A 13,357-nucleotide genomic window follows, 5' to 3' on the forward strand; every position below is an offset into this window, starting at 1 on the left:
GCAGACACCGTCCCTTTAAACCAGCCATCGGTGGCATATATTGTCCCTCTGAAGGTAGCATCGTTAAACTCGGCGTTGCCGGCTTTCTCTATTTTCCATCCTGAACGGCCTGCTGCCCAGTTGGTCGACTGGAGAGGTCCACCAATTTTTGTATTAGTGATGGCGGCCTCTTTTATTTTAGCCGTGTCAATGGTCGCATCTTGAATAAAGCCCTCACGTATAAAGACCTGATTATTTTTTACCGCAAAGGGCGAGAACTTTTTGCCATTTTGCCCACTTAATAAAATAAAATTATCGGCATTAAAACCTATCTGTGATTTTACACTCCCGTTACGGGTTTCCACGCCGACCACCATGCCCGCATCATAATATTTGCCCTGGTGATGAATGCCCGCTTTTATGCTGTACAGGGCGTTACCGCCTGATGAGGTAAATTGTGTTGTGGCTTTGGTTTCAATGGCAGCGTCGTTGTCACGGAATCGCGCGGCAATCATGTTTTGATATTCCGCTAACGCCTGGGTCGCCGTGGTTTGAGCGCGTTTGACCCGGCTTATCGCCGTTTCATTTTTGCCGAATCGGGCACTTATCCGGTTTTGATAGTCGGCCAGGGCCTGGGTCGCCGTGGCGTGCGCCGTGTGGATGTCGGTTATTAACGCGTCATTTTTATCAAAGCGGGCAGTGATATCCAGGCGGTAAAGGCTGAACGCCTGCTGCGCATCGGATTGAGCCTGTCTGAGTGCCAGCATATCCGCGTTAGCACGGTCAAATTGCGTGTCCATCTCCTCTTTGTAGGTGACAAATGCGGTATCCAGATGCGTGGCGGTCTTTTGCACGTCTTGTGTTTGTAATTGGCTTATTTTGAAGCGGGATTTAAGTCCCTGGTTATACCGTTGCAATGTTTTGTCTTGTCGCTCTAGTCGTTCATTCACCTGCAGCAGCGTTTCTTCTACCCGGTCTTTGACCTCCTTTTGGAGTGTGATACGACTGTGTTCCTGTTTTCTTTCATTGGCTTGGCTGGTTTTTATGAGGGTATCGAGTTGAGAGGTGAGTCTTTTACCGGCCTGCGTGGTCATGATGTCATCACGAATGTGATCGAGCACAATATCTGCATCGTCACTCGATGTCCCCTGGACCCACGGTGTCCAGGCACCTTGATTGCCCAGTCGATCGACCAGACGGGCACGAAAGTAAAAGGTTTTCCCCGCAGCCAGACCCTGCATCGTGTAATGACGCTGCGGGTAGGCAATGTCAATCAGTGGCTTCTGATGGGCGTCATGAGCAAAACGGCTGCATTCCACCTCGGTTTTTAAGGTATCTTCAGCGCCCGCAGGAAAGGCCCAATTGAGTGTGATGCCAAACACAATTGGCGTGGTGGTCAAGCTAACCGGTTGGGGTGGCGGGTTTGCTTTCCCCTGGAGAGGGATTTCTGGCGTCGTGACCCACAGGCTAGCCATGCCTGCTGCGTTAATGGCCCTCACCCGTGCTTGATACTGTCCCGCAGTGCTGTTGGGGACCTCAAAGCCGCAAGTCAATACCCGCAGTAGCGGCGTCCAGTTGCCCTTGTCCCGCCGCCATTGTGCGTCGTAAGCGGTCGCACCGCTGGCTGCCTGCCAATTAACCTGTAAAGTGGTGACGGCTAAACCTTGAGCAATCACCGCATGGCTGGTCAACGTGATGTGTGTCGGAGGGGGTTGAAGGGTCAACGGAATCACACTGATAGGCCGCTCGTCGAGGCGCGTGCCGCTGTCGATACGTTCATATTTATCAGGGTCATGTTGGACAGCATTAATGCGATAAGTGTTGTCGTTATTGTCCTCGATACGGGTCACCCGGTAGTGCTGAAGGGCTACGTCATCGGCCTCCGCCGACCAAATCGCCTCCGGTTGCGGCGTTTCACTGTAAGCCACACTGACGGTGATAAGTTGACCGTTAACCGCGTGGACGGTGCGTGCTTGGGCGGACCCACGGGGTAAGTTGACGATAAGTCGATCGCCGGGTTTGACGTCAGCGGGTCTATCTAAGGTAATGTCGCAGCCTGCGGCTTGATTGATGCGCCCCCCGATTTTTCTTCCTGATAACATTTCATCGGCAACCGCAATGATGTGCCCTGGTAACGGAATCGCGCCATCTAAGCCAACATCAAAGGTCACCAAGCGGTCTTTGGCATTGGTGAGCAGCGCCCAACGACCACGCCGGTGGGCTTCTGTCTGACGGATACAACCGATTGCCGTGGTACTCAGTTGATTGATGCCATAGCGTCGCACCAAGGCTTCATCCGAGACCGCTTCAAGGGTATCCTGATAGCCGTTAGCCGGGTCGCTCCAGCTGACCATTGCCGTACTGTAGCGGCTTTTTTCTGAGCTGCTGGCGTAGGAAAAACGTCCCTCAATGACATTGGCGCGGGTGTACAGGTAATCTCGGTCACGGGGCATGTCGGCCAGGGCACAGAGTTGATTATTCGCCCAGTAGGTCATGCCGCGGAATATCGCCGCCAAATCCCGCAGTACGATAAAGGCTTCAGCCTGGGATTGGATATACACATCACACAGAAAGCGCGGTTCGGTCCCGTTACCCCCTTTGCCATCGGGGACGAATTGGTCACAGTATTGCGCGATGCGATACAGCTCCCATTTATCCACCTGTGCAGCGGTTAAGCGATGGCCGAGGCCAAAGCGCTCGGCAAGCAAAATATCATAGAACACCCAGGCCGGATTATTGCTGTACGCCCATTTGAAAGTGCCATCCCACGTGCCCTTATACGTCCTCGTTGCGGGGCCGTAGGTCGTGGGCACCCGTATTATCCGCATCTTGGGCTCACAGGCAATCACGGGAATGTGCTGAAACTGGCTGGCATCAAATTCGATATACAGCAGAGCGGTGTTGGGATAACGCAACTTGGCATCAATGATTTCGGCCAATGCCTCAATGTGCATGTTATCGGCGAGTCGGTTACTGGTGCTGTTCGGTGTCAGACGACGGACACGGAGTTGCCAACCGGTTTTCGCGTCAGGCAAGTTAATACGGTGTGAACGCTGATACCCTGTACTGGTTTTGCCCTCCACTGCGGTCTTGAGGACAGTATGGTAAGCCCCGCCATCGGTCGCCATCTCTATCTCATACTCAACGCGAGTGCCGTTAACATCGCCGTTATCAGTCTGACGTTGCAGCGCCGGCCAGCTAAATCGAATACGCAGCGCAGATAACTGGGTGTTGCTGATAGCCCGCACCCACGGGGTGTCGGCCTTTAACTCGGTGTTGACCGTAACTTCATTTTCAACGTTCGGCATCCCGGGAATGTAGTCTTGCGATGGGGTGCCGGGGCGGTAGTCCCAGGTGACACCGGTAAAATTAGCGCTGCCGTCTGCATTATTAAGCGGGGTGCCATCCAAATAAATACGGGTGCCGTCTAATTCGCTCGCAAATTCCCCTTCACCCAGGGCCAATAATATTTTAGCTTTGGCGGTAGAATGCAGGCTGTCCGGGGATTCTGTGGGCGTAGGTGGCCGCTGGCTACCGCCTTTGTTTCCTGTGATGACCATAGTTTACCCATAAAAAAAGATCGCCTTGGCGACCTGGATTGTGTTCGCTGTTCTGTTATTTTTACATCTGGTCTTCCGCGTAAATGCCCGCCGAAATCACTGCACCCCCGATACGCCGCTTGCCGTAGCCAATCGGCACCGGATTGCCTTGTGCGGTGGAATTGACGGGCTCCCCGAAGGCGTAGCTGGGCTTGTTATCAGGGTCCTCACGGCGTGATAACCCACTTTGTTGTGGGGATAGCATTTGGATAACCCCGCCGACCATCATGGAAATGCCAACAGGGGCCAAAAATTGAGCACTAGGAATGAAGGATGCTGCCACTAACATCGCACCGATAATGGTTTGAAACACGCCACCCCGTTTGCTGCCGATAATCACCGGGGCAATGCGAATATCCTGGCTGCCGTGGGCGCTGGCTAATTCTTCTCTGCTAATATTGTGCTGGCCGTTAAATACTGCAAAGGTCAGGCCTTGTGCTTGACTGCGTAACATAAATTGCTCAAACCCAGGCAGGATAACCGACAGCGCTTTTATCGCTTCTCTGGGGGTCTCGACCGCGAGTTGATGCACACGGCCAAACAGGTGCCCGAGTTTTCCGTACAGACGGATTGTTCGTAACGGTTGGTGGAATACTGCCATGTTATTGGCTCCTGATAATAAAAAAGGCTGCAGGGGCAGCCGGAAGGGTTTTAAAAAAAAGATAATATTAATTCTGACAGTTTTCAGTCTATTGGTTATATTTTAGCCAATCATTGAGATCATCGTCCTCTATCCAGAATAAGCATGCATAGAATGGCACACCTAATACTTTATAACGCGTGATGAAGTCGCATATTTCCTTTTTTGTATCGGAGGAATGAGGTGGCTTGTAAACATCTCGAGCGTGATGTGTTGCATTATCACTAACCGTCTGATCATCTTTACCCAATAATATTTCTATTTTTGTTATTCTTTTATCTATTTCAGGGTGTTCTTCGTGGTATGTATCTTTTATTTGAGATATTAAATAAGTATTTAGAGTTCTTGTTAGTGGAGTAGAAACCCCAGCTAGTGAATCACTGATATTATTACCTCTCTCCAATTCTAATGGGCCATGAGGAGCACGACCATCTGCACCAAGGGTAATTTGATGGGGAGCTTGCTCAAATCTAACACGTTTAGATAATGGAGATCCCTCTTCAGTACCGTGTTGTGGTCTTGGTAAAGTGTGATTACCTTTAGCCAATATATGATCTCTCAATCGTCTCTTTGCACTAGCTGAAGATATAGCAAATCCTGGATTTTGAGCAAATGTAGTTACACAGGAATTGATAGTAGAGAAGGGTATATTATAGAGCTCTGCAAGCTCTGACGGAATTATGTTATGGTTCTTCAGGAGTGTAGCGATTTTAGTTTTGATATCTTTGGAATAAAATCTAGACTTGGTTTTAGATTTCTCCACTAATAGTAGGCTTATTTCATTTAGCGTAGACTCTACGTCAGCTTGTTTTTCAGGTGGCAGTTTATTTAATATGTCTAATTGTCGTTTAGCCTTTAAAAGTGTGGTGGTTTCCGGATTCTTTGGCGTGCACTTGCTGTGCAGTTTTAAGTTACTATTAGCAACACGATATGGGTTGGAAGATGTAGCTGAACTATGATTATTTGGCTTGCTAACCAAAGTCAGTTTCGACCTTGTCATTATATTTGTTGAGACAAAAAGCGCACATTCACCCTTTTCAGGTGGATGTGAAAATTCAGGACCAAGGAGCCTGTTCAACCTTAAATTCGCTTTTACAATTGGACGCTGTTCTTCAACCTGCCCAACTGGTTGGTGTGATGATAGAGTGTTTGCTCTTTGACCGGAGGGATTTCCGTTACTTTCTGAAGTACCAACTAAACATGCACCATGCGGAGCAGGTGGAGTCTGAGAGAAAGCTTGAACTCCTATACTGCCGCCATCCTGTCGCTGTCCGGGATGATTAATCATATATCTTTGCATATGTCTTTTTTTGGGGGCAAGCGTACTGGTTGTTGGCTCATCATTAATATTACCAGTTTCTCTCACGTCCCCTAAGGGGCCATTTCCCTGTTCACTACTCGAGCTTGAGGGGTTGGGGGGTGTAGTAGATGCAGTAGGTGCAATAGTAGAAAAAGGCAAAATGTTAATCTCTCTTAATTGTATGGATTATCAACAATAATGCCCTGTTTGATCATATTATGTACAATAGAATTACGTAATAAAATATAACGAATGTTACAGAACCCTCAGCGAGAACACTTGAATATCAGGTAGGGAGACGCTGTTTACTCTGTCTTACTTGCCACGATAGGTAAAGCTGGTTTGTTAACTTTAAAAGCCGCATAAGTTTCACTGTCAAAGAGTGACAATGATTCAATTTGTTCCACAGGCAAAACACGCGGGTATTGATATAGCGGCACGATTTAATTTTAATTGGCATACAAATATGAGCCACTCTGTAGATTTAATCCTCAATGTATCCGTTAAGAAATCAAAATTAAATCTTACAGCTATATCAAGGTAATCGTATCTAAATCCCATTGACGACACCATATAGCAGGCGCCATGTAACGTGATCTCTTTTGTTAATAAATATTATTTAATATCAATATGTTATTGCTGATTTTTATAATCAACTTATACGGCCCCTGCTATATGATAGAACGTGTTCAAAAAAATGAACGTGACGAGCTGCCCCCGCGTTTTTCCTAGAAACGTTCGTCTGCAAAGTAGTATTGTTACCTACATGAATTAACCAACTAAACCATCGCTGAACAGTATTTATTACATCTCCCTCGATCAGATAATGTCTTATCTTCGCTGTCCCTTTTTTAGCGTGGTCTAGAGTCCCCAATTTCCTGCACACTTCTTTCTGAGTAGCCGTACCCCATTTTGCGCTACAAAAACATTCTGCTTTTATTGGTTTTCCCTCTGTATAGTTCATCACCGCAGCATAAGCAGCTTCTCCACCTCCTTTAGAATGGCCTGACGTCGATACATTGAAACCTTCATATCGAGGATCCGTATTCAAGATATTGATAAGCCTTCCTGTTAAGATTGCTGCTTGACAATAGCTTCTAGGCATTTTGTTGTCTATTGCGTTGGTTATGTTGTTTATCCATTGTTGTGAGGTGCTCACCGCATTGCCCCAAGAGCGTGTTAAAATTTCTCCAGCAGTTTCACCACTACTGGAACCACCAAAAACAACGCGTATTTCTTTATCATTTTTGTTATAAAACACATAAGCAACCAATCCTGAACTTTTATCCATTAACATGCCGTTAGCAGCGTTAAACGTTAGTTCCTTTGTAGCCAAACTGTTGGCAAGTTCTTTTTGCAGTGTCCAGTTTGGACCATAATCTTTTAAGTCTCCCTCACTTCTCATATAGGAATAATTAGCCAAAGCGACATTTGCAATCAATTCGCCCAATTCGCCCTCCTGTAATTGAAAATTGCTTGTCGATACAACCGTTAGACCAGGCGGTGTTAAGTTTATATTTTGATTACCAATACTCTCAATATTCCTTAGGCTAGCAGGAAGACGAGGAAGAAGTTGATTAGTTGAGGTATTGCCGGGGGGCTGGGGTTGAAAAGAACAACTAGGTGATTGATGCATTTTAATCTCTTTTAATTCAATATGATATAAGATATGATAATATCCAATCTAGCATACTACATGCAATATAATTCACGCTAAATGATGTTGCAGTGTCCGATGCCTCACCACTTTCACCGTACGCTCTTGCCAATACCCGCCGTAAGGCACGCGCTGGCTGGGTTTACCATACAGATGATGCAGTAACATGCCGTCTGCCAGCAAAATTCCCGCATGATTGGCGACCGGTGCGGATACCTGCATCATCACTACATCACCTGGCTGGTATTCTCCGCTAAATTCACGAAATCCACATTGATACCAATTATCCAGATACCTGTTTTCCTGACCTGATTCCCACCAAGGGTGATCTACCCGATAATCATGCAATTCAATGCCATGCGTCTGGCGAAAATAAGACAGTATCAACCCCCAACAGTCGGTATGCCCAAGGACAAATTCACGCCCTACCAGTGGTAGCTCACCCCGTGGCTGAATGGTGCGCACATCGCCTTCGGGCCAACTGACGATATGCCAGGGCAGTTCGGTATGGTCACATTGTGCTCTGTCCAGCTCCTAGGGTTGACTCGTGGCATCGGGATGACTGTGCACGATCGCCATGACGGTGCCCCAATTTTCGGCCTCCATGTAACCCTGAGGATCGAGATAAAACTGTTCTGTTGGTTTAGCGGCTAAATTGCGGCAAGGAAAATAACGTTCTCGCCGTGATTGCTGTGCGATGACACCACAACACTCAAAAGGATAAGCGGCAGCAGCATGAGCCAGCATCGCCTGTAGCGTTTTTTTACGCATCCTCACCTCTTGATCAGCGCGGAGCCTGGAAACCCGCCAAAAGGTAACGGATTATGTCTGCCGAAACGGTTTTTACATTCCACTAACCGGCCAGTGCATCTGTCCTGGGTCAGATCATCGGTGGGATCACCCTGCTCATCAAAATACTGGCTACCCGCATAATCACAGCCGCTGCCGCTGCGGTAGTCACCACGCATCGCCCAGGTGCACAGCGAATGAATTTGCCGTGTAGGAATTAACAACCCTTGCAAATCCGCCGGGCTGGAGAGGGTAAACTCAACCATCTCGCTGGTTTCCATGGATTTACTGTCAATGGTGTAGACCTGGACTTTTTCTTGTGTCGGATCGTCTTCAGGATTGCCTTGTGGAAAATTACGCGCATCCAGATAATGTTTGAAGGTGTCGTGAATAATCACCTTGGCTTGTACCATGTCGTCAAATTTCAGGCACAGCGCAGTGATGCTGCCATCGAGGTTGGCAACGGTTAATCTGGGCTGTGCTTGTTGTCCATCACTGGCGGTTTCCAGTCCTTCTATCTGTACCGGCCAGGGAGCATATTCCTTACCTTGCCACCAGATGGATTTTGCGTTGAGCTTGGTTTCATCAGCTGCAGCGGTGGTCAGTTCTTCCGGTGTATGGGCTAAGGTATCCGCGTGGAAGCGTAAAATAGTTGCCTGGAACGCCGTGCCATCGACTTCGAACAGACGAATGCGATTGCCTGGCAACAGACGTTGCAGGTCAATGTGGGTTGTCATGGTGTTACTCGCTAGTGGGGTTATGTGCTACTAAGGCTGGAAGGTTTGCTCAAAGGTAAAGCTGATGGACAGGATATTGCCACCTAAGGGAGTGACTCTGATGGAATCTGCTGCCACGCGGTAGAGACCCAGCACCCCATAGGGTGGCGTCCATAAGCAAGATTGTGTGCAGTGCTGGCGAATAAAGGTGAGTAACGGCAGCATGTTTTTTTCAGTGCCCTGAAAGGTTAGCGGCCAAGATTGGCTTTCGGGATTGATTCCGTCGCCCGCAACCTGTTTGTAGCCATCACCGAACTGCGCCACCCTGACGCGATGTAAAAAACTGCCCTCCGGGGTACCCTGAGTACGCCAGGTGAAGGTATCGATTGCCATAATTGTATCCTGATTATTTAATCACCCCCGCCCGTGCATCGCCATCCATAAAGGCGTACCGGGCTTGCTAAGCTGTTCACTGATAGTCGTGGTAATCGCTGTTTTGATTTGTTTTCGCAGGGCAGCGCTATCCTGTGTGCTTGGGCTGGATTGCTGTCCCATCCCTTGATTCAAAATATTAATATCCCCCACGTTGATTGCTACCGCTGTAGCTTTCCCTTGCCTCCCCAATGAAGGGAGGCACGGCGATTTTGTTTGGCGATGACTGACCAAGCCCCCTTCCGCATAACCGCGCATCAGATACCGTCTTGCCCATCATGATGCAAGTGCTATTTTTGTATCGAATGGGATGCCTGATTTCAGCACACCATACGCCAGTTGGAGTAATTTGCGCATTGCCGCACAGACGCCCATTTTACCCCCTTTATGGCGTGATACGAGTCGTTGCCACTGTGCTTTCACTATCGGATTACAAGAAAGGGCAGCCAGAGCGGGCATATACAACGCTTTCCTGAGCTCGGTATGACCCCGTTTTGATAGGCGGCTCCGTCCTTTAAATAAACCTGATTCACAAAGTTTTGGGTTAAGCCCGGCATAGGCCACCACTGCCTTACTGTTAGTGAATTTTGACACATTACCCACATACGCCAGCAAACTGGCACTTAGTATTTCACCGATACCAGGAATACTCTCCAGCAACGCTTTATTTTTCTTTAAGTCAGGATCGTTATCGATATGGTTTTTTATTTTTTCTTTGGTGGCCTGGATTTGTTGTTTAAGTGCAGAAATGATTTCAAGCAGTGAGGATTGAACGACATCGTCAGCCACTGATTGCCGATTTTCTTGCATTTGCCTCATTTCCTCTAAACTCTTTAGATGGCGTACTAGCGCGGTTAATTGACGTTCGCTCAAGGGAGGAGGAGTCCAGAGGACAGGTGTATGCAGTGCGCAGTAGCGCACTATCATTTTTGCATCCCCCTGATCCGTCTTGTTCCGACTCAGTTCACTCTCACCAAAGGCATGAATACGTGATGGGTTTTCTAGGCTGACGTCAATGCCATTATCAACTAAGAACATAGCCAGTGGAACACTGTAACTCCCTGTGGCTTCGAGACAAATATGACAATCCCCGTAAGGGATAAGCCATTTCAGTAGTTGGCTAAATCCAGAGGGGGTATTCGGGAATGCTTTTGTTTTATACTTTTTTCTCTCTACCCACACTGCAACATCGAATTTTAATTTGGCAACATCAATACCCACTGCGGTCTTGTCCATGGCTGATTCTCCCATGAAAAACAGATAATTAAATGATCGCCCCGACCTTCCTTATAAATACGTGCTCTTAGCACAAGATACCGTTCGGTCTTACAGGCGACGATAAATATGTCACCGGGGTTTTATCTGACTGCACAAGCTTTAAGCCTAAGGGCGCAAACAAACTCTCCGGTGACATCCCAATGATCAGTTGGGGATCATCAACCTTTGAAAGTTAATAATCAAGATATAAGGGCATAAAGATTATCGACGCCAATACGCTCGGTGGCGTCTTTAGTCATCACAAATTCGCCTTTGTGGACGATACCCGCAGGCTGGTATTTGTCGCCTTCACCGGTGTAGCCACCCTTCGCATGACTGGGCACATTACTGCTCCAGCGAGTATTTATGCCCATAACACCGGTTCCCAGTGCATTGCTACTGGCTGCATTTACAGGGTGAGTTGTAAACGCCCCCCCTATCCAGCCCATAGCCGCTTGTATCGCTTGGGCAATTAATAGGCGATTAATGATATCGACGATATTTGTCAAAAACGCCGTGGCAAAGCTTTTTAGATTGGCCTGACCGGTGGTGGTCAATTCGGTCATCATCGAGGACAAGTTGCCCAGGGTGTGATTGGCGAGTTTTTGTGTTGCCGCGAAGACGTGAGTGGCGGTTTCACCGTATTCGGTTATTCCTTGTTTCATGCCCGCCAGCCAGTTGCCCTCGTTCATTTTTTCCTGATGAAAACCGGTATGTAATTCTTGTTTTGCCCTGAGATAGGCGGCGGTGATTTTTTCTAGTTGCTCGGCATCGGTGATGCCTTCTTTTTGTTTCTGATAGGTATTATCCAGCTGAAAGGTCTGGTCAACGCGTTTTGCCTGTTTATCGGTGAGTCCAAATCTAGCCTGCTGCTGAGCGTTACGACGGGCAAGAGACTGGCTGGTGTCTTCCATCTGTTTGAGTGCGGCGAGCGCTTTTTGGCGCTGGCTGTTCTCACGGGATAACTGAGCTTCCAGTTGCAGGCTGGCATTGATTTCTTTGGCACGGGCTAACAGAGATTGTTGGTCAGCAGTCAATAACGATTTGGTTTTTAAATCCGCTATCTGCTGTGTGAATCTCACCTGCTGCTTTTCCTGCTCATTCATTGAAGCCGTGAGCGTTGCCTGTTCACGTAACATCGCGACCCGCTGACGGCTTTCCAGTAAAGCACGGGTGGCAGCATCATCGCGATAGACTGCGGCTGGACGGCCTGTTGCCTGGCGGATGTTGGGTGATTTTTTGCGCTTCTCGTCGGGAAATCGTGCTTCGATAGCCGCACGGATACGCACTTGTTCCTGCGGGCTGAATCGGGTAGCAATCTCGTTAAATTTTTTCAGCTCTTTGCTGCGCTGCTGGGCTTGGTTGGCATAGCGTTCACGCCAGTGGTCACGGCGTTGCAGCGCCGCTTTTTCGATTGCTTCGGTGGTGTGATGGGCTTTTTTACGCGCCGCGGTTAATTCATCCTGAAATTGCTTTTCCAGTAAGGCCGTTTTTTTATTTTCCAGCTCTTTGATACGGGTGCGATTAAAAAACCCTTTGCGCGCCGCATTTAAATGCGCCTCCGCCAGGGCCAGTTCATCCTGTATCGTTTTGTCTCTGCCGATATCCAGCATGGCATTCCAGGCGCTCTTGGCCGTGTTTTTCAGGCTGTACCAGGCTTTTTCCATCGTGCCCAGATTAGCGACGATGTCATCCGCCCGGGTTTTCAGGGCATTGGCATAGGCCTCCATCGCCAGACGTGCGGCACCCAAGGTATTGCCCGCGCGTTCCAGGGCGGCTATCTGTTCATACTCGGAAGCCGTCAGAAAATGCAATTGCTTGTCGAGCGCTTTGACCGCAGTAAGCGGTTCCTCCTGTAAGCGGGTAAAATGTTTGACGGTGTCATCGACGGATTGTCCCGTTGCCGCCGCCATTTTGGCGGCCGCCACGCTGACCTGTTCAATTTGTGTGCTGTCAAACGCGCCGCTGCCCACCACCTGTGCCAGAGCTGCCGATAACGCCGATTGGGTTAACCCGTCACCGGAGAGTCGTTTAGCCAACTGTTGTAATTGAGTGGCGGTTTTGCCCGCATACTGGCCGGTCAAAATCAGCTGCTTATTGAAGGTGCTGCTTTCTTGTGCACCCCGGTAGTAGGCCAGTCCGACGCTTGCCAGCGCGGTCGCGGCGCCCCCGAGCAGGATTTTGGTCGGTGTCAGCCACTGTCCCATGGCTTTGAGTGCATTGGCGATGCCACCAAAGCTGTCCCGGATTTGTCCTCCTTGCTGAATGGCAATCAGGTACAGCGGCATCCCCCCGGCAATCGAGGTCGCAATGTCGGTAAACTGCATCGGCAATTGACGTAATGCCATCCGGTATTGACCCGCCGATATCGTGCCTTTTTTCCAGCTGTTTTCTTGTTCCCTGAGTGTGGCAATGAAAGGTGCAGCCTGTTGGGTGACGCCCAATTGTGCGGCTTTGTAGGCCAAAATCTCCGCAGTGGTTTTCCCCTGACATTCACTTTGTTCACGCAGTTTAGCAATAAAGGCGTTTTTTGCCTGAGCGGCGACTTTGTCTGCAGCGGCTTGCGCCGCCGCGGCACGACCTTCAGCGGTTCTCGCTTGGGCAGCTTGAGCGAGTTCATCACGCGCCTGATGAATTGCCCGGGCGGCTTGGTCAAAGGTGTCCTTGTCAAGGAACGGCAAGTTTTTATACCGCCTGAGCTGCGCTTCCCTCTCATCAAGCTTGCCAAAGGCCGCGGTGACCGGATGAATTTTACCCAATAAGCGGTGCAGCTCATCACGCTGTTGTTGCAGGCTAAGATTGGCTTGATGTGTTTGATGGCCGAACGCATTGAGCGTACGGGTGGCCGGTGTAAACGATGAATTGAAATCCTCGGCTTGCGCGGCAGTACGCGCGGCCGTGTCGCCAAAGTGAGCCAGTGCCCTGTCCCCTTTTTCCAGGTTTGAGGTGTCGACACGTAGCGAAATCGTTGCAATCTCTGTCATGTGG

General features: G+C 49.0%; 8 protein-coding genes and 2 pseudogenes. All 10 read right to left on the reverse strand.

Features of this window, described 5'->3' with window-relative positions; translation table 11 throughout:
• Window positions 1-83 precede the first annotated feature (83 nt).
• A pseudogene (locus AAHH42_RS06510) lies at window positions 84-3,539 on the reverse strand (phage tail protein); the annotation flags it as partial.
• Window positions 3,540-3,600: 61 nt separating this feature from the next.
• Window positions 3,601-4,179 carry a tail assembly protein gene (locus tag AAHH42_RS06515; protein WP_342221913.1) on the reverse strand — a complete coding sequence of 193 codons (579 nt, stop codon included), beginning with the start codon at window positions 4,177-4,179 and terminating at the stop codon, window positions 3,601-3,603.
• Window positions 4,180-4,267: 88 nt separating this feature from the next.
• Window positions 4,268-5,584 (reverse strand): hypothetical protein, encoded by a 1,317-nt coding sequence (locus tag AAHH42_RS06520; RefSeq protein ID WP_342221915.1) that lies wholly within the window; start codon window positions 5,582-5,584, stop codon window positions 4,268-4,270.
• 586 nt (window positions 5,585-6,170) lie between these two features.
• Window positions 6,171-7,154 (reverse strand): hypothetical protein, encoded by a 984-nt coding sequence (locus tag AAHH42_RS06525; protein ID WP_342221033.1) that lies wholly within the window; start codon window positions 7,152-7,154, stop codon window positions 6,171-6,173.
• Between the two features lie 72 nt (window positions 7,155-7,226).
• A pseudogene (locus AAHH42_RS06530) lies at window positions 7,227-7,946 on the reverse strand (C40 family peptidase).
• Window positions 7,947-7,948: 2 nt separating this feature from the next.
• Window positions 7,949-8,701, reverse strand: a complete 753-nt coding sequence (locus tag AAHH42_RS06535; RefSeq protein WP_342221034.1) for a phage minor tail protein L — start codon at window positions 8,699-8,701, stop codon at window positions 7,949-7,951.
• A gap of 30 nt (window positions 8,702-8,731) precedes the next feature.
• Window positions 8,732-9,073: a phage tail protein gene (locus tag AAHH42_RS06540; RefSeq protein ID WP_342221916.1), complete on the reverse strand. Its 342-nt coding sequence runs from the start codon at window positions 9,071-9,073 to the stop codon at window positions 8,732-8,734.
• Window positions 9,074-9,094: 21 nt separating this feature from the next.
• Window positions 9,095-9,370 carry a hypothetical protein gene (locus AAHH42_RS06545; protein ID WP_342221917.1) on the reverse strand — a complete coding sequence of 92 codons (276 nt, stop codon included), beginning with the start codon at window positions 9,368-9,370 and terminating at the stop codon, window positions 9,095-9,097.
• 18 nt (window positions 9,371-9,388) lie between these two features.
• Complete coding sequence (locus tag AAHH42_RS06550; protein WP_342221038.1) at window positions 9,389-10,363, reverse strand: IS110 family transposase; 975 nt, start codon at window positions 10,361-10,363, stop codon at window positions 9,389-9,391.
• A gap of 206 nt (window positions 10,364-10,569) precedes the next feature.
• Window positions 10,570-13,353, reverse strand: coding sequence for a phage tail tape measure protein (locus AAHH42_RS06555; RefSeq protein ID WP_342221918.1), 2,784 nt, complete (start codon window positions 13,351-13,353; stop codon window positions 10,570-10,572).
• Window positions 13,354-13,357: the final 4 nt, after the last annotated feature.

This window comes from Candidatus Fukatsuia endosymbiont of Tuberolachnus salignus, assembly GCF_964030845.1.
In the GTDB taxonomy this organism is placed as follows: Bacteria; Pseudomonadota; Gammaproteobacteria; order Enterobacterales; family Enterobacteriaceae; genus Fukatsuia; species Fukatsuia symbiotica.